Origin of the sequence: Paraniabella ginsengisoli, assembly GCF_022513635.1 — a bacterium.
Classification (GTDB): Bacteria; Bacteroidota; Bacteroidia; order Chitinophagales; family Chitinophagaceae; genus Niabella; species Niabella ginsengisoli.
Genome location: NZ_JAKWBL010000004.1, coordinates 861,316 through 878,754 on the forward strand (window position 1 = coordinate 861,316; position 17,439 = coordinate 878,754).

Here is a 17,439-nt window from a genome sequence, read left to right on the forward strand (position 1 = left end):
ATTGTCTATGGTCCATTGTCCATGGATTTTTAATAAAAACTAAACTTTAAAACAATGAACACCGCTGCCGAAACAAATAAAACAATAAAAGGAGCCGAATGGCTTATTAAAGAATCTCAATCATCCGAAACCTTTACCAGTGAAGGGTTTGGAGAAGAAGAATTGATGATTCGTGATATGTGTACGCAATTTGTAAATGCCGAAGTATGGCCAAAGCTCGATCGTATCGACAGTCTTGAAGAAGGTTTGATGAAATCGCTGGTTCAAAAAGCAGGCGAGCAGGGTTTGCTGGCCGCCGCTTTTCCGGAAGAATATGGCGGACTGGGCAAAGATTTTATTACATCAACCATCATCAATGAATACCTGGGTGGTGCACACTCGTTTTCCGTCGCCGTGGCTGCGCATACAGGTATTGGAACTTTACCTATTTTATATTTTGGAACGGAAGCGCAAAAGCAAAAATATATTCCCAAATTAGTTAGCGGCGAATGGGCTGGTGCTTACGGCCTTACCGAACCTAATGCCGGTAGCGATGCGCTAAGCGCTAAAACAACTGCCAAATTAAGTGAAGACGGAAAGCATTACATTTTGAATGGCCAGAAATGCTGGATCACCAACGGGGATTTGCACAGGTGTACACGGTATTTGCAAAAGTTGACGGCGATAAGTTTACAGGCTTTATTGTTGAGCGGGGAATGGAAGGGTTTACCAACGGACCTGAAGAACAGAAAATGGGGATTAAAGGATCATCAACTGTTCAGCTATATTTTCAGGATGCGAAAATCCCGGTTGAAAATGTGTTGGGCGAAATTGGCAAGGGACATAAGATTGCTTTCAATATATTAAATATTGGAAGGTTAAAACTATGCGCAGCAGCTTTAGGTGGCGCTAAAATGGCTTTTAACACTAGTGTTGAATATGCAAAGACGCGTGAACAGTTTAAACAACCTATTGCGAACTTTGGCGCTATCAAACATAAAATAGCAGAAATGGCGATCCGCATCTTTGCTACCGAGTCTGCTTTATATCGTACGGCAAAATGGATCGATGATTTGGAAAAACAACTTATCGCCGAAGACAAACCTTTTAATGAAGCATTGTTGGGTGCTGCAGAAGAATATGCTATTGAATGCGCCATCCTGAAAGTATATGGAAGTGAACTTTTGGATTTTGTAGTTGATGAAGGCGTTCAAATTCACGGTGGTAACGGGTTTAGCGCAGAGTATAATATTTCGCGCGCTTATCGCGACAGTCGTATCAATAGAATATACGAGGGTACTAACGAAATCAATCGCCTGCTTACTTTAGATATGACACTTAAACGCGCCATGCAGGGGAGGCTTAATTTAATGGGCCCGGCCATGGAAGTGCAAAAGGAGTTAATGAGCATTCCCGATTTTGGAAGCGATGATGAAACACCTTTTGCAAGCGAACAGAAATTGATCGGGAATTTTAAAAAAGCTATTTTAATGGTTTCCGGTGCCGCTGTTCAGAAATTAATGATGCAGATAGAAAGCGAACAGGAAGTGCTAATGAATATTGCTGATATGGCCATCGAAGCTTTTCACGCAGAAAGCACGCTGCTTCGTGTTATGAAAATTGCCCAAGAAAAAGGAGCAGAAAAATCATCATTACACATTGATTTGATGCGGACTTACTTATATGATGCCGCAGATAAAATAAATAAAAGTGGTAAAGATGCCATTAACGCATTTGCCGAAGGCGATGAACAACGAATGATTTTAATGGGTTTGAAACGCTTTACCAAAGCGGATGCTTTTAACTCAAAAGAAGCGCGTCGAAGAATTGCAGATAATGTATTGAATTCAGGAAAGTATAATTTGTGAGCTATTATCTTATAAAACAAAAAATATTTTTTCATTATTATTTAGTTTTTGATCATATACTATTTTAGTCTTTTTATAGAGCTAACTATGTTTCAAACAAATATGCTTTATAAGTATAATGAATATGATATATTTATAGCTTAAAGTATTATGCGATTTGTGCGAGATGCAGAGCTAAAATATTTTGTAATGTAAAAAATTTAACAGGTTTTTTTATATTGCATTGTATTTGATATAGCAACTAACTGAAAACTTATGACGAATAAAATCTGCATGGCAGTGCTAACCGCATGCTGTTTGATTGCCAACCTGTCTTTCGCCCAAAATAAAAGCGCCATTAAATTTGGGAAAATTACAAGCTCCGATTTCAAAGTAACATCGCCGGCTGTTGATTCGGCGAGTAATGCCGTTATACTAGCTGACATTGGGAGCTCCACGATGGACGGAAACAATAATGGTTTTTTTTCAATAAAGTATACACATTTGCGCCGTATAAAAATTCTTAATAAGAATGGTATAGACGCAGCAGATGTTTCGATTTTGTTACATGTATCAGGTAGCACAGAGGAAAAGTTCGAGGACTGTAAGGCTATTACTTATAACCTTGAAAACGGAGAAGTAAAACAAACCAAGCTTGAAAATAGTAATATTTTTAAGGAAAAAGCTAGCAAATATGCCACGGTAAGGAAATTTACTTTTCCGAATGTAAAGGAGGGTTCAATATTAGAATACACTTATACAATTGTTTCTCCATTCTATGATTATCTACGCTCCTGGGAATTTCAGGGAACTTCATTACCTCGTGTTTATTCGGAATATACGGTTAAAATACCCGAGTATTTTAATTTCGTTTTTTTTTCTCAAGGTTATGTACAGTTAAAAAACGAAGCGAACAGCAAAATACAATCATATAGTGTTACAGAAAGCAATGGTACCGGTGCTTCTGACCGCTATGCACTGACCGGTTATGAAAACACCAACCGATGGATAGCAACTGATATACCCGCACTTCGCGAAGAAACGTATACTTCTACAATCGAAAACCATTTGTCGAAAATAGATTTTCAATTGAAGCAGGTACAATTCCCGCAACAATCTCCCCGAGAGCATATTGGTAGTTGGGCAAAGGCAGCAGAAAATCTGCTTAAAAGAGAAGATTTTGGCTATGAAATAACCCGTCCAAATAATTGGCTTACTGATGATGTTAAAAAGATTGTGAACGGCACTTCTTCGGATGATGAAAAGAAATCGAAGATTTATGATTTTGTAAGGGACAACTTTACCGCAACATACCATGCGGGAATGTATATCAACGATAATACAACGCTAAAAGATATTTTCAGAAAAAGAAGTGGAAACGTAGCTGAGATCAATTTATTGCTAATTGCCATGCTTCGTCAAGTTGGTCTAACTGCAGATCCTGTTATCATCAGCACTAAAGACAATGGTTGGGCGCATGCATTCTATCCGCTCATGAATAAATACAATTATGTTTTATGTCAAACAATAATGAATGGCAAGCTCGTATATCTTGATGCATCACAACCAAAAATGGGATTTGGGAAGCTTTCTCCATTATGCTATAACGGTACGGGGTTTGTTGTGAAGCCGCAGCCAGCAAACATCGTATTAGAATCTGATTCAGTTAGTGAAAGCAAATTCACGATGATATTTCTTACACAGGATGATAAAAATGGACTGAAGGGATTCTTTAAAACAACGCCTGGTTATTATGAGTCTACTGAGTTGAGAAAAAATTAGTAAAAGAAAGTTTGGAAGACCTGATAAAGGAAACTAAGAAACGCTATTCATTTCCGATCAATATTAAAAATGAATTTTTAGACTCTTTAAATAAGTTGGAAAACCCTGTGTCAATAGGATATGATATTGCTTTTGACTTTGATGATCAGGATATTGTCTACCTCAATCCAATGTTCGCCGAAGCAACAACAAAGAATCCCTTTAGTGCGGCTGAAAGGCGGTATCCTGTTGAGATGCCGTTTAAAATAAGCGAGAACTATGTTCTTAACATGGATATACCAAAAGGATACAAGGTAGATGAATTGCCAAAATCAGCAAGGGTACGATTGAACGAAAGCGATGGTATGTTTGAATACCTGATATCTGCTGATGATAAGAAAATAATGCTTAATTGTAAAATCAATCTCAACAAAGCCACTTTCCCGGCAGAGGATTATCAGTCGCTACGTGAATTTTTTGGGTATGTTATCAAAAAGCAAAGCGAACAAATTGTATTAAAAAAGATAAAGTAAGGCATGCCATAACGTAAGTGTTTGCGTTGTTTATGGAAGATGATAAATGCACAGATGTACAAGCGAGCGTGGCAATTTCGATGAGATATGTTCTACTGCCGGGTCAATAAAAAGTCTTCATTAATATTCTTTATTAAGTAGGCAAGCCCGGCCAAAAACTTCGAAGAGAGGCTGCAAACAAAAAAATTATACGATGAAAAAAATATCGCTTTTAATGATGCTGATGATCTTGCTGCACAACAGTTACGCGCAGTATGCTGTTAAAGACATTCCGGAAACTTTACTTAAAAATGCAAACCTTGTAAAAAGGCTGGACGATTTAAGAGTCGATATTAAAAACCCAGGTAAGGCTTATTATTACAGACACTATGTATATACTATCCTGAACGAAGAGGCAGACAAATATGCTTTCTTTTATGATCATTACGACAAGTTTCAGGACATTATAAGTATATCCGGTACCTTGTACGATGCATCGGGCAATAAAATCAAAAATGTAAAAAAGAAAGATATTTTAGACGAAAGCGGTACCAGTGGCAATACTTTAGCTGACGATGCGCGATATAAAACACACAACTTTTATCACAAAAATTATCCCTACACAATAGAATACGAAGTGGAAGTGGAGATGAAGGGCATTTTTTATTTGCCTGAATGGCAGCCTGTTCCCGCTCCCGAAGTTGCAGTGGAAAAATCATCACTAACCGTATATACGCCGAAGGATTATGCCCTTCGTTATAAAGAACTGAGATATAAAGGAGCGCCACTTATAAAAGAAGAAAAATCAATAAAGGCTTACCAGTGGCAGGTAACCCATCAAACTGCAACGCCTACAGAAATATTTTCACCAGACTGGGATGATATTTCCACGCGTGTATTAATTGCGCCATCTGTATTTGAGTTTGGCGGATATAAAGGTGATATGAGTAACTGGCAGGGATTTGGGAAGTTTATGCAAGCTTTATACAATGGCCGTGATGTTTTACCTGCAGATGTCAAATCTAAAGTGCATGAAATTACAGATAACCTTAAGACCAATAAGGAAAAAATAAATGCGTTGTATAAATTTATGCAGGACAATACACATTACATCAGTATTCAATTGGGAATAGGAGGCTGGCAACCGTTAGATGCTACGTATGTTGCTGAAAAAAATATGGAGATTGTAAGGCATTGTCTAATTACATGATTGCGCTACTTAAAGAGGCTGGTATAAAAGCGAACAATGTACTTATCAAAGCTGGCGATGATGCAACTGCAATTCTAAACGATTTTCCATCCCAGCAATTTAATCATGTCATTGTTTGTGTGCCTGGCGGAAAGGATACTACATGGCTTGAATGTACCAGCCAGACAGTATCTCCTGGTTATATGGGTTCTTTTACTGGCAATCGTCAGGCGCTGCTTGTAGACGATCTTACAAGCACTGTTGTTCGCACTCCGAAATATACAAAAGAGCAAAACCTTCAAACGCGTCATATCACAGCTACAATAGATGAAGAGGGAAAATTATCGGCGAAAGTTGTTACTAAAAGTACCGGTTTACAGCAGGATGATCTTCATTCTTTGATTAATGAAACGTCAAGGGAAGAGCAAAAAAAACGGCTGCAACGAATTTTCTCTATACCTAATTATGATGTGCCAGCTTTCACATACTTTGAAGATAAAAATCAGACTGTGCCAGCCATAAATGAAACATTGCAGATCGAATCCAATGATTATGCTAACATTACGGGAAAGCGGCTTTTTATACGTCCGAATATACTGGCCACCTATACCTCTAAATTGAGTGAATCCGAAACCCGCGAGAACGACATCTTATATTCTTACCCATTTATTGATAAGGATTCGGTAATGATTGCTATTCCTGAAGGATATACTGTAGAAGCGGCACCTAAGCCAATGAAGATCACCAACAAGTTTGGCAACTATTCAATGGACTATAAAATAGATGGCAATAACATTTTACTACAAAGAGTTTACGAAAGGAATAGCGGCTTATTTCCAGCAAGTGATTATAAAGGTTTTGTAGATTTTTATAACCAGATATATAAAGCAGATCAGGCGAAGATGGTGTTTGTGAAGAAGGAATAAAAGAAAATTTATAGTTTTATTCTTCAAGCTTACGAAAAATTGACGGCATCGTTTTGGTATCCATTGCTTCTATATCTATAAGCCGTAATGCTTTCACCATGTCGAGTGTTGTTGTTTTGTATTTCTGAAAATGGGGTGTTTTTAAATGAGATTCATATGCATTCTTGTTAGCATAAATTTCTAAAATTCTAATTTGAGCTGGATTCTCCTTTTGTTGCATTGGGTAAATTGAAATAACTCCTGGTTCCAATCTTATTGATGCCTCAGCTTCCTCTTTCAGTATTTTTTTATACTCATCAAGATAGTTAGAATCAACTTCTATTTCGGCTATTCGAATCATCATGCTATTTAATTCGTCAGCTTTTGCATCATGAGAATTATTGCAAGAACAAACAATGAGCGGTGTCAAAAATGCCATTAGAGCTATTCTTATCATTCTTATATTTTAATACTTTTTAAGTAATTTTTATTTTGATAAGCTTGGTTTTCGATTGGGAATGCAATCATAAAGTCATTGCTACTATTCTTCGGGATACGCATTCCCTTTATGACAAGTGTTGCAACTTATTCTAGTTAAGTATGCAGGATGAATTTTGGTATCGTAATTAAAATAATTTTTGTTCAGATCAATTGTCAGGCGCATCATCCTACGGCCTTCTTCTTTAACAGGGTTATCATCCGAAGCAAAATTCAATGTGGTATCGCCGTTTTTAATTTCCTGAGTGTGGCAAAAATCGCAGGTTACACCCAACCCTTTGTTGTAAGTTTCCATCAGGCTGTCCAGCTTTTCGTCACTTATATTGGCAGGCAGTACTTTTAAATTTCGTTGTTTAGCAGGATTTGTATTTATAAATCCAACCAGTAGCAAACAGGCGATCAACACCATAACAAAGGGCAATTTTTTCGAAGCATATAGCAATTTACACAAAAACAGTCATGCAATTGTCATTCGCAATTACAATACCCCGCTAAAATCTTACCTTTGCACTCGATTTTAATTTAAAGATGTCAGAAGTTTTAACGCCCACATTAACAGCAAAAGATTTCGCTACAGACCAGGAAGTACGTTGGTGCCCCGGCTGCGGTGACTATTCTATATTGGCCCAGGTGCAAAGAATTATGCCCGGCCTTGGTATACCAAAAGAAAACATTGTATTCATTTCCGGTATTGGTTGTAGTAGCCGTTTCCCGTATTACATGAATACTTACGGCATGCACTCCATTCATGGGCGTGCTACTGCCATTGCCAGCGGTTTGAAAGCGGCAAGGCCAGAGCTAAGTGTTTGGATCGTAAGCGGTGACGGCGACAGTTTGAGTATAGGAGGCAATCATACCATACATTTGTTGAGGCGTAATTTGGATGTTAATCTATTAGTATTTAATAATCAAATCTACGGGCTTACCAAAGGTCAATATTCTCCTACTTCAGAAGAAAATAAAATAACCAAGTCTACGCCATTTGGCAGTATCGATCATCCTTTCAACCCGGCAGCTTTGGCATTAGGCGCTGATGCTACTTTTGTAGCAAGAACGATGGATCGCGACCCTAAACATATGCAGGCGATGTTGTTAAGAACAAATGCGCATAAGGGAGCCTCTTTCCTTGAAATATACCAGAACTGTAATATATTCAATGATGGTGCTTTCGAAGTTTTTACGGAAAAATCTTCAAAGCCAAATGAAACCTTGTTTTTAGAACAGGGTAAGCCATTGATATTTGGAGCAGAAAATAACAAAGGATTGAGGCTTGATGGGTTTAAACCACAGGTTGTAACTATTGGCGAAGGTTATAGCGTTGATGATCTTTGGGTGCACGACGAACGTGATATATACAAAGCGCAGATTCTTACGCGCATTTTTGATGACCCATCAATAGAAGGGCATTTACCAAGGCCGTTCGGTGTGTTTTATGAAACGGATCGTCCTTGTTACGAGGAAATGATGAAGCTGCAACTGGAAGATGCTATAGCACGTAAAGCTCCTGATCTGAACGCTTTGTTGAGAGGTAAAGAAACCTGGACGGTACAGTAAAGGATAGTTGATAAGTTAAGAGGTTGACAAGTTGACAATGGATTAACTAATCCTTTTTAACTTATAAACTTTTCAACTTGTCAACCTGCAAAGTTTTTAACTTTGCATTGTATGCTTCTTCAAATCCATCCCAAAGATCCACAAGATCGTTTAATAAAACAGGTTGCTGAAACATTAAGGAATGGAGGCATCATTGTTTATCCAACAGATACTATTTATGGATTTGGTTGTGATATTTATCAAACCAAAGCTGTAGAGCAAATTTGCCGCATCAAACAAATAGATCCGAAAAAGGCGCAGCTATCTTTCGTTTGCTGCGATTTAAGCCATCTAAGCGACTTTGCACGGCAAATATCGAACACTACTTACAGGGTTTTAAAAGATCATCTCCCTGGGCCCTACACTTTTATTTTACCCGCCAGTAAACAAGTACCAAAGATTTTACAAAGTAAAAAAGACACGATTGGTTTGCGTATCCCCGATAATAAAATAGCGCTGTCTTTGGTAAAAGAGCTGGATCACCCTATTTTAAGTACAACATTACCTGGCGACTTTGTTGAAGATTATACCGACCCTGAAATCATTTACGAAAAATATAAGAATCTTGTAGATATTGTAATCGACGGAGGTCCGGGAGGAAGTGTTCCTTCAACTATTATCAATTGTGTTAACGATGATTATGAAGTGATAAGACAGGGCGCTGGAAAATGGGAGTAGGGAATTTATGGTCTCACACTTCAATAATTACGACAGCAGCGGCGATATTTTTCAAATGACTTACAGAGATTTTGACTTTTGTAAGATCAAGATGATTTAATGTTTTAGCGGTTTCGCCAGCTAAATGAAGTTCTGGCTTTCCTGCATCGTCTCCTAAAATTATGATTTCTTTATAAGCGGTGCCTTGCGCCCAACCGGTTCCCAATGCTTTAAAGAATGCTTCTTTGGCGGCGAACCTCGCAGCATAATGTTCATATTTATGGGTTTTAGGTTCGCAGTATTCAATTTCCTTTTCAGCAAAAACAAGTTCCCGAAAACCTTGTTCTTTCTCGATCTTTTGCTGTACTCTTTCTACTTCAATTACATCAAGTCCAATACCCGAAATCATTTTGACATTTTATTTAAAATTGAATATTTTATATTTTTTACGGTACCGGATCATATCCGCTTCCTCCCCAGGGATGACAACGGGATATTCTTTTGACAGAAAGCCAGAAACCTTTAAAAATACCATGCTTTTTGAAAGCTTGCAATGCGTAATGTGAACAAGTGGGTGTGTACCGGCACTTAGGCCCCAACCAGGGAGAAATAACCCACTGGTAGATTTTTATTAAGGCGATAAAGGGCCAGCTAAGTATCCTCAACACTTTTTGCATGTAAGCTTTTCAGTAATTTCCGTAAAGCTACTCCCACATTTTCATATAATGTGGCATAAGTGGGAAGTTCTTTTCCGGTATATAAAATAAACACCGATAAAGAGTTTTGCATTTGTAATATATAGTCATTAAGCGGATGCTGTTGCAAGCGGTAAGCCTCTCTTAACAGGCGCTTTATACGGTTGCGGTCTACTGCTTTTTTAAAATATTTAGTTGTTAATCCCACGCCACATTTTACTTCAGAAAGAACGGCTTCTTCGTTGAGATATACGATTCTTATATTTTCGGCGCGTACGTTTTTCCCTTCAGCAAATATTTGCTGAAGTTTCTTTCGGCTTTTTAGCCGTTGTGATTTTGGAAAAGAATACTGTGACATACTACAAAAATAGCCCCGAAAAACGGAGCTACTAATAATTTTGTGTGCTGTATAAAGCTTACTTCAATCTGCTTTCGTCAGATACAGTAAGTTTTTTACGGCCTTTTGCACGGCGGCTCGCTAATACTTTGCGGCCATTAGCAGTTTGCATACGTTTGCGAAAACCATGAACAGTTTTACGGCGACGGCGATGCGGTTGAAAAGTACGTTTCATAATATCTTAATTTTTCACTTTTTTTGAATTAATAGCATGGGAGAACATGCAGGTTCAATTTTCTTCACAGAAGATCACCACATCTCCTGTTTGTGAAAGGGACGGCAAAGGTAAGGAAAAGTTGAAAAGTTCAAAGGTAAATTACAGAAAATTTAGAAACTGAGGCGATATTAGGCCTTAATTAGAATTAAATCCAGCTCTGATATTTTTGAAAACCCCTTATCGGCGGTAACTAAAGGAATACCGTAAACCAAAGAAGTTGAAGCAATAATTGAGTCAGGTAGTTTTATATTGTACTTTCTTTTCAGCTGAATTGTCTGTTCTTTAATTTTTTTGTTCCAGTCTATTTCAAAACAGTCATCAAGAAGCAACCTCAACTTAGTCTCTTGGGAGGTAGTTATTCCACTAAAACCCAAAAAGTTCAATTTCGGAAATAAAGGAAATGCCAAAATCATACTGAAGGAAGTCTTCAATTATCTTATTCCCCTCATGTAAATAAATTAAAAAATTGGTATCCGCAATAGAATCAATCTTCATTTTCTCTTACAGCGATTTGATATTTTAGGCCGTCAATTTTCCGCTTTAGCTTACCAAAATGTTCAGCTAAATTTCCTTTTTTGTTGCTTTTTTCAGCTTCTTTGTAAGAATTTTAGATATATCCTTGGAATTATTTTTATCAATGACTACTGTCATGTTCTTTGTTTTACTTAAATCGAATTTATAATTAATTAATTGCCGACTTTGTCAATTCAGGAAGCCTCGGCCAATTGATTATTCATTATAAACCGACATGCTCGCTTTGTACCGATGCTCCAAAAAATAGAGAAGCGTGGCTGTCAAAATCTTCAATCGAATCAGTAGTAAAAAATTGCAAACTATTATTTTTACTACACTTTTCATTGATTTTCGGGTGGCGAAGCAGGTAATCGGCGAGGCTTTTTGCAACAATTTCGCCTTGTGATAATAGCTTTACCTGTACTGGCAGATATTCCTGTATCTGCTTTCGCATTATTGGATAATGAGTACACGCCAGCAAAACCACATCGATGTTATCTCCTTTATGGAAAAGATTATGCAGATTTTTTTTATAAAATGATGTGTACCTGAATTATCCATTTCATTGTTTTCGATGATAGGAACCCACATGGGACAGGCTTCCTGATAAACGGTAACCTCAGGAAAAAACTTAGCAATTTCGATAGGATAAGATTCGGAGCCGACTGTACCTTTGGTTGCTAATATTCCAACCTCTTTGGTTTCGGAGTATTTGCCAATGACCTCAGTTGTTGGCCTGATAACACCCAATACTCTTTTTTCAGGAGCTATTACTGGTAAATCGTTTTGTTGAATAGTACGCAGCGCCTTAGCCGAAGCGGTGTTGCAGGCAAGGATCACTAAATGGCAACCTTGAGCAAAAAACCACTTAACCGCGTCTAAGGTGTATTGATAAACAGTATCGTAAGACCTTGTACCATAGGGTGCGCGGGCATTATCACCAAGATACATGAAATCATATTCCGGCAGATGCGCTACCAGTTCTTTTAAAACCGTTAACCCGCCGTAACCAGAATCAAATACGCCAATTGGGGCTGCTTGTTGCATGCATTGTAGTTATATACCAAAAATAAAAAACCGTCCTGATTTGGACGGTTTTTTATTTATTATAATGTTATGTATTAATTTTTAGGAACTGGGGCTGCGCCGCCTGATGGTGCACTACCTTCTGGATTAACCTTTATGCCTAATTTAGTAGCAATAGGAAGGCTTAAATTATCGCTATCAGGAGCAACAACAAAGGCCTCTTGAGTTAGCACGTAAGTGTATCCTTTTTCTTTTGCGTAAGCGTTTACTGCATCCATTACTTTTTTGTAAAGTGGGTTGAATAATTGCGCTTGTTTACCTTGAGATGCCTGACCAGCAATTTGCTGCCAGTTGCCAAGCGTTTCACCAAGTTGAGCTAAGTCTTTTTGTAATACTTGCTTTACAGAAGCCACTGTAGTTTTCTTTAAAATACTATCCTTTTCTTGGTATTCCTGGTATAATCTTGTATAAGTACCACCAATGGAATCCTGTTGCCATTTTTCAAGGTCTTGCTGTACTTTTTGAGCTTCAGGAAGATTATATACTAAAGCTTCGACATTCACATATCCGATTTTCTGTGCATTGGCTGAGAACATGCTAACCATAACCAGGCCTAATGCAATTGCTAGAAATTTTACCTGTTTCATCTGTTTGTTTTTTCTTTTTGCTCAGATGTAATTACGCTTCACTTTCAAACTGAAAACGACAGCATTATTTCATTTTTGAGTTTTGTGTTTATTTTTTTAAAAATTTACTTAAGTCGTAATTCCCTGAGAACATCTTCACTCTTGTCCAACTTAGGGTCGGCAAAGATAATAGATTTGCCCTCACTTTTATCGAAAACCAAATCGTACCCATTTGCCTTTGACAACTTGTTAACAGCATCAGCAACTTTTTTCTGTAAAGGCTCCATTAGTTCCTGTCTTTTCTTAAACAGATCTCCTTCAAAACCAAAGCGTTTCTTTTGCAGATCGCGTAATTCTTTCTCTTTGTTAAAAAGTTCGTCTTCCTTTTGTTTTTTTAAATCTTCACTCATCATGGTTTCTTCCGCCTCGTAATCGCTATATAATTTATCTAACACTGCTTGTTTGGTATCAATGTCTTTTTGCCATGTAGCCGCCTGTGCATCCACTTGCTTTTGAACCTGCTTAAACTCTGGCATTTTATCAAAAATATACCTGGTGTCTATAACCGCATATTTCTGTGCGTAAGAAAAGGTAGCGGCCAAGCATAACATCAGCGTAAGAACAAATATTTTTCGCATAACTAAAATTTGATGGATTTTTAAATTCGAGATTATGTGGTTGACGTTTTAAATCTACAATCCGTTGCTTTAACTCCCTCTTCTTTAGAGATGGGTAGAGCGAGGCCATTATTCCGGTTCAAATCCTAACATGAACGTGAATTTACCAGCTCCTTTTATTCCACCGCCCGGTGTTAATCTATCTAAACCAATACCGTAGTCAAAACCTAAGAGGCCAAACATAGGCAGATAAAACCTCATACCTAAACCTACACTGCGGCGTAATTTAAAAGGATTGTAATCTTTGTAATCCTTCCAACCATTGGCTGCTTCAAAAAAGGCCAGACCAAAAATAGTACTGCTTGGTTGGTTACCAATGGGTAACGAAGTTCTGCCTGGTATTTATTGAAAATAATAAAGAAGTTGTTAAAATCCTGTGAGTTTGTGTTGTCCGGGTTAATAGTAGGATCAGAGGTATTATAAATAGGATAGCCTCTATGCGCTATGATGTCGAAACCTGTAAGTGAGAAGGTATTGTTCAAACCCGCATCACCTAGCTGAAACCGTTCAAACGGAGAATAATTCAGTTCCGGATTGTATTTACCCATGAAACCATATTTAGCAGCAAGCTTCAATACAAACTGCCTGTCTTTGTTTTCACCCTTGCCTCTGCCCAATGGCACATACCAGGTGGAGTTAAAACGCCATTTGTGATATTCTACGTTTTTATACTGATCTCCTGCCCCACCTAATAAAGAGTAGGGAGGAGTTGCCTGCACGCTAAACATCAGGTCGCTACCACTACGTGGGAAGATAGGATCGGACACTGAGTTACGCTGGATTGCAATTTTTAAGCTTAGGTTATTGGAAATACCCGTATTAAAAGGCAGATTATAGGACCTACCCATATTCTTTACATTATAACGTGTTAAAGCTGCCGTATAAGTCATGTAAAAATAGTCATCAGGCCAGTTTAACTGTTTTCCTAAACCGATAGAAAATCCATTCACCGTTAAAGATGTATCCCGGGAATACTGATATCGCCCGGTGCTGTAGAAGCTACCAAAATTCGGGTTATAATACTTACTGTTATTATAAGAAAGTATCAAAGAATTTCTTTTTTACCACCTAACCAAGGCTCTGTAAATGAGAAGTTATAGGAGCGGAATGCGCGTCCGTTAGATTGTACACGTAAACTTAACTTTTGTCCGTCACCAACAGGTAGTGGATCCCAGGCTTGTTTTTTCCAGATATTCTTGATGGAAAAATTGTTGAAAGTAACACCCAGTGTTCCGGTAAGTCCAATACCACCACCCCAACCCGCAGAAAGCTCTAACTGGTCAGAAGATTTTTCCTTAAGATTCCAGTTAATGTCTACAGTACCATCATTTTGATTAGGTACTGGCTGAGGACTGATCGATTCCTGCTCAAAATAGTTTAAAGCGTTCAACTCACGAACAGTACGCATTAACGCACTTTGGCTATACAGCGCCCCTGGATAGGTACGCATTTCTCTTCTTATAACATGTTCCTTGGTGCGTTCGTTACCGCGGAGATTTATATTTTTAATACGCGCCTGTGGCCCTTCAATGATCCTTATTTCATGATCAATGGTGTCGTTACGAATACCCATTTCTACAGGGGTAACCTGAATAAATAAATAGCCTTTATCTCTGTAAAAAGTTTGAATATCTGCAGCGTCCTGGCTTTGTTCAATACCCAAAGCCTTGTTCAAAGTGCTGGCATTATAAATATCGCCTCTGTTAATATTTAATATCTGATTTAATAAAGTATCACTAACAACAGAGTTTCCTTTCCAGGTAGTAGTTCCAAAATAATATCTGCGACCTTCTTTCACTTTGATGTCGATGTACATTTTGTCGTCTTTTATCGACTGTGTATCAGCTAATATTTGTGCATCTCGGTAGCCTTTTTCGTTAAAATAGCCGAGCACTTTCTCTTTATCCTCAACATATTTTTTCTGATTGAATTTAGATGAAGAGAAGAATTTGAACCTAAAGTAGGGGTCTAATGCTTCCAGCGACTTAGTACCGGAAAGAAATCCCCAGTCGCTCATATATTCTCCAAAGTTGTAATGGTTAATAGGGCCATAAGTGCTAACATAGTTAGAAGGGAACAGGGTCATTTTAGTCATCTCCTTCGTTCCTTTCATTTGTTTCTTCAGCTTAACGCTTCTTACGTTTTCGTTCCCAAAGAAGTTGATGGCATCAATCTTTACTCTTTTACCTTTATTTACCTTGATAAGAAGAGAGTTAGAGTTTTTAAATACAGGATCTGGTTTTTCGATCAGATCTACTTCTATGCCATGAAAACCTTTTTCTTCATAAAAGGATCTGACAACATCTATAATATTACGTCTTGTATTTTCTGAAAGAATTGTTGTTTGTTTGGCAATAGCTGTTTTTTTTACCAATTCTTCCTGTTCTGTTTTTTTAACGCCTTCAAATTTAAAGTCGCCCAGCCTTGGCATTTCTTTTACAGCAACTTCAATACTTATATTGTCAGCAATAATATTTGTAACATAAATCTGAATATCGGCAACTAATTTTTGTCTCCACAGATTTTGTATCGCACGAGAAAAAACATCAGAGCCCGGATAAACAAACTTTTGCCCCTTTTGTAAACCGGCTACAGACAATATAATTGTAGAGTCCAGGTAGTTAGCTCCTGTAACTTTCAGGTCGGCTATTGTATATTCTTTGGGCTGTCGGGGGTTTTGCCATTCCTGCATTTCGGGCGAAAGTGCCTGATTTGGAAGGGTATCGGTTTGAGCAAAAACACAGTTTACCGTTGTTAATGATATGATTGTAGCACAAAACCTGTTAAGAAGAAAACGCATAAGGGATTTAAATATCGGTAATCAATTTTGTTTTTGCAAAAGCAGGAAGTTATTATTTATCACCACACTATTACACTATTCCTATTGCGGCGGCAAATTAAAGGTAAAAATTGGAAAACTCATGTTAAAATAGACAACCACACGATGGTAGCCTTAAAGCACTTTGGTTTATTGTAAAAATTTATCGGTATATTTTTAATTTTTCATAGTCCGGTAGCATTTCAAAGCAAAAAATATATATTTTAAACGGAGAAGAAATGTATATTTTTAGGCTTTATTTCACATTTTAACTTACTTCATTTATTTGTTTGGAAGTCTTTCCGAACCGACGCTCCCGCCCCTGATAGTCGATTAGGGCTTCATACAAATTATTTTTTCTAAATTCAGGCCACCTTACATTAGTAAAATAGAGTTCTGCATAAGCCAGCTGGTATAGTAAAAAATTGCTGATGCGATACTCCCCACTGGTACGTATCATAAGTTCAGGATCTGGAAAATCACTCGTACAAAGATATTTTTGTAATATATCCTGATCAATGGCCTCGATCTGTAGACGATCATTTTTTACTTCATTGGCAATACTTTTCACTGCATTCAACAGCTCCCACCACCGCTGTAACTAAGTGCCATAACCAAATTCAATCCACTATTGCCAGCAGTAATTTCCAATGCTTCGTTCAATTCCTGTTGCGCATAAGCGGGCAACATGCTCATATCGCCAATTACACGCAATCGTATATTATTTTTATGCAAAGTTTCCACCTCTTTTCTAATGGTAGAAACCAGCAATTCCATCAGGCCAACAACTTCATATTCAGGCCTGTCCCAGTTTTCGGTACTAAAAGCGTAGAGCGTTAAATATTTAATGCCGATCTCTGCGCAGCCTTCCACAATATCGCGTACGCTTTCAACGCCGTGATAATGACCAAAAAGACGATCCTCTCCCTGCTCCTGTGCCCAGCGCCCATTTCCATCCATAATGATGGCAATGTGCCGTGGCAGTTTTTCTTTATCAATATGATCTATTAATGTATCCATACCATTTGAAAGCGGCGACAAAAGTAACTAATATCACGAAACGCCCCATAAAAATATATACGGACGAAGTGAGCCGTAAGTATTTGCATATGGGAAAACCTATTAGCGTCGTCATCTCGTGCGGAGTGAAACGAAGCCGAGAACTCCTTGTTATTTAGGAGACTGCCCACTATTTTTTGCTTATGGCAAAACTTCGGTCGGAATAACGCATTATTTTAAAACCCATTTTTGTAAAAAGCCCTGCTATTACTTCATTAGTTCAACGGCTTAATTACCGAAAGCCTTTACGGAACTACAGCAAGATTTGTTTCTAACGTAATCCGCGTACTGCCCAAAAAGTGGGCGGCGGGTATTTACCATTTATTAGGAAAAGAATGAGGCGATTGAAGAAGTATTTAATGTGAGTCTTTATTTCTTTATGAAATGCTATAGAACCATCGACAACAGTCATTCCGACCGTAGCGAAGCGAAGTGGAGGAATCTTCTAAAATGGTAAAGACGCCTCGACT

At 37.9% G+C, this 17,439-nt stretch carries 23 protein-coding genes; 8 read left to right on the forward strand and 15 right to left on the reverse strand.

The window, feature by feature from the left end:
* The first annotated feature begins 54 nt into the window (after window positions 1-54).
* The 6 genes from MKP09_RS21860 (at window position 55) to MKP09_RS21885 (ending at window position 6,214) form a co-directional block, all read left to right on the forward strand.
* A complete protein-coding gene (locus MKP09_RS21860; protein WP_240832480.1) occupies window positions 55-846 on the forward strand; it encodes an acyl-CoA dehydrogenase family protein in 792 nt (263 codons plus the stop codon).
* Window positions 732-1,847, forward strand: coding sequence for an acyl-CoA dehydrogenase family protein (locus tag MKP09_RS21865; protein WP_240832482.1), 1,116 nt, complete (start codon window positions 732-734; stop codon window positions 1,845-1,847). Before MKP09_RS21860 ends, MKP09_RS21865 begins: the two co-directional genes overlap by 115 nt.
* Window positions 1,848-2,102: 255 nt before the next feature.
* The gene (locus MKP09_RS21870; RefSeq protein ID WP_240832484.1) at window positions 2,103-3,608 is read left to right on the forward strand and encodes a DUF3857 domain-containing protein; all 1,506 of its coding nucleotides are present in this window, start codon (window positions 2,103-2,105) and stop codon (window positions 3,606-3,608) included.
* 11 nt (window positions 3,609-3,619) lie between these two features.
* Complete coding sequence (locus tag MKP09_RS21875) at window positions 3,620-4,120, forward strand: DUF3858 domain-containing protein (RefSeq protein ID WP_240832486.1); 501 nt, start codon at window positions 3,620-3,622, stop codon at window positions 4,118-4,120.
* A gap of 193 nt (window positions 4,121-4,313) precedes the next feature.
* Entirely contained in the window at window positions 4,314-5,309 is a 996-nt protein-coding gene (locus tag MKP09_RS21880; protein WP_240832488.1) for a DUF3857 domain-containing protein, read from the forward strand.
* The gene (locus tag MKP09_RS21885) at window positions 5,306-6,214 is read left to right on the forward strand and encodes a DUF3858 domain-containing protein (protein ID WP_240832490.1); all 909 of its coding nucleotides are present in this window, start codon (window positions 5,306-5,308) and stop codon (window positions 6,212-6,214) included. The genes MKP09_RS21880 and MKP09_RS21885 overlap by 4 nt, the downstream gene beginning before the upstream one ends.
* A gap of 16 nt (window positions 6,215-6,230) precedes the next feature.
* On the opposite strand, the gene MKP09_RS21890 is transcribed toward MKP09_RS21885, so the two are convergent.
* Both MKP09_RS21890 and MKP09_RS21895 read right to left on the reverse strand, forming a co-directional pair.
* On the reverse strand, window positions 6,231-6,650 hold the full coding sequence (locus tag MKP09_RS21890; protein ID WP_240832492.1) for a putative quinol monooxygenase: 420 nt from the start codon (window positions 6,648-6,650) through the stop codon (window positions 6,231-6,233).
* A gap of 84 nt (window positions 6,651-6,734) precedes the next feature.
* The gene (locus MKP09_RS21895) at window positions 6,735-7,112 is read right to left on the reverse strand and encodes a c-type cytochrome (RefSeq protein ID WP_240832494.1); all 378 of its coding nucleotides are present in this window, start codon (window positions 7,110-7,112) and stop codon (window positions 6,735-6,737) included.
* A 107-nt stretch (window positions 7,113-7,219) separates the two neighbouring features.
* On the opposite strand from MKP09_RS21895, the gene MKP09_RS21900 reads away from it, so the two are divergent.
* A complete protein-coding gene (locus MKP09_RS21900; RefSeq protein WP_240832496.1) occupies window positions 7,220-8,245 on the forward strand; it encodes a 2-oxoacid:ferredoxin oxidoreductase subunit beta in 1,026 nt (341 codons plus the stop codon).
* Window positions 8,246-8,356: 111 nt separating this feature from the next.
* Window positions 8,357-8,962: an L-threonylcarbamoyladenylate synthase gene (locus MKP09_RS21905; RefSeq protein WP_240832498.1), complete on the forward strand. Its 606-nt coding sequence runs from the start codon at window positions 8,357-8,359 to the stop codon at window positions 8,960-8,962.
* Between the two features lie 13 nt (window positions 8,963-8,975).
* Here the strand turns inward: MKP09_RS21905 and acpS are convergent, their stop codons facing one another.
* The 13 genes from acpS to uppS all read right to left on the reverse strand — a co-directional run bounded on the left by acpS (window position 8,976) and on the right by uppS (window position 16,930).
* Window positions 8,976-9,350, reverse strand: coding sequence for a holo-ACP synthase (gene acpS, locus MKP09_RS21910; RefSeq protein WP_240832500.1), 375 nt, complete (start codon window positions 9,348-9,350; stop codon window positions 8,976-8,978).
* A gap of 37 nt (window positions 9,351-9,387) precedes the next feature.
* Window positions 9,388-9,618 carry a membrane protein insertion efficiency factor YidD gene (gene yidD / locus MKP09_RS21915; RefSeq protein ID WP_240832502.1) on the reverse strand — a complete coding sequence of 77 codons (231 nt, stop codon included), beginning with the start codon at window positions 9,616-9,618 and terminating at the stop codon, window positions 9,388-9,390.
* Entirely contained in the window at window positions 9,593-9,994 is a 402-nt protein-coding gene (gene rnpA / locus MKP09_RS21920) for a ribonuclease P protein component (protein WP_240832505.1), read from the reverse strand. Before rnpA ends, yidD begins: the two co-directional genes overlap by 26 nt.
* A 58-nt stretch (window positions 9,995-10,052) precedes the next feature.
* Window positions 10,053-10,208, reverse strand: coding sequence for a 50S ribosomal protein L34 (rpmH, locus tag MKP09_RS21925; RefSeq protein WP_214448476.1), 156 nt, complete (start codon window positions 10,206-10,208; stop codon window positions 10,053-10,055).
* Between the two features lie 170 nt (window positions 10,209-10,378).
* Window positions 10,379-10,624, reverse strand: coding sequence for a PIN domain-containing protein (locus tag MKP09_RS21930; RefSeq protein WP_240832508.1), 246 nt, complete (start codon window positions 10,622-10,624; stop codon window positions 10,379-10,381).
* 362 nt (window positions 10,625-10,986) lie between these two features.
* Window positions 10,987-11,217, reverse strand: coding sequence for an aspartate/glutamate racemase family protein (locus tag MKP09_RS21935; protein ID WP_240832510.1), 231 nt, complete (start codon window positions 11,215-11,217; stop codon window positions 10,987-10,989).
* Window positions 11,217-11,810 carry a glutamate racemase gene (locus tag MKP09_RS21940; protein ID WP_240832511.1) on the reverse strand — a complete coding sequence of 198 codons (594 nt, stop codon included), beginning with the start codon at window positions 11,808-11,810 and terminating at the stop codon, window positions 11,217-11,219. Before MKP09_RS21940 ends, MKP09_RS21935 begins: the two co-directional genes overlap by 1 nt.
* A gap of 74 nt (window positions 11,811-11,884) precedes the next feature.
* Window positions 11,885-12,436, reverse strand: coding sequence for an OmpH/Skp family outer membrane protein (locus tag MKP09_RS21945; RefSeq protein ID WP_240832513.1), 552 nt, complete (start codon window positions 12,434-12,436; stop codon window positions 11,885-11,887).
* 104 nt (window positions 12,437-12,540) lie between these two features.
* Complete coding sequence (locus MKP09_RS21950; RefSeq protein ID WP_240832515.1) at window positions 12,541-13,053, reverse strand: OmpH/Skp family outer membrane protein; 513 nt, start codon at window positions 13,051-13,053, stop codon at window positions 12,541-12,543.
* Window positions 13,054-13,301: 248 nt separating this feature from the next.
* Complete coding sequence (locus MKP09_RS21960; protein ID WP_240832517.1) at window positions 13,302-14,141, reverse strand: BamA/TamA family outer membrane protein; 840 nt, start codon at window positions 14,139-14,141, stop codon at window positions 13,302-13,304.
* Entirely contained in the window at window positions 14,138-15,892 is a 1,755-nt protein-coding gene (locus MKP09_RS21965) for a BamA/OMP85 family outer membrane protein (RefSeq protein WP_240832519.1), read from the reverse strand. The genes MKP09_RS21960 and MKP09_RS21965 overlap by 4 nt, the downstream gene beginning before the upstream one ends.
* Before the next feature lie 286 nt (window positions 15,893-16,178).
* Window positions 16,179-16,481, reverse strand: a complete 303-nt coding sequence (locus MKP09_RS26895) for an undecaprenyl diphosphate synthase family protein (RefSeq protein ID WP_317235419.1) — start codon at window positions 16,479-16,481, stop codon at window positions 16,179-16,181.
* Window positions 16,482-16,486: 5 nt separating this feature from the next.
* Window positions 16,487-16,930: a polyprenyl diphosphate synthase gene (gene uppS / locus MKP09_RS26900; protein ID WP_262915573.1), complete on the reverse strand. Its 444-nt coding sequence runs from the start codon at window positions 16,928-16,930 to the stop codon at window positions 16,487-16,489.
* Window positions 16,931-17,439 lie beyond the last annotated feature (509 nt).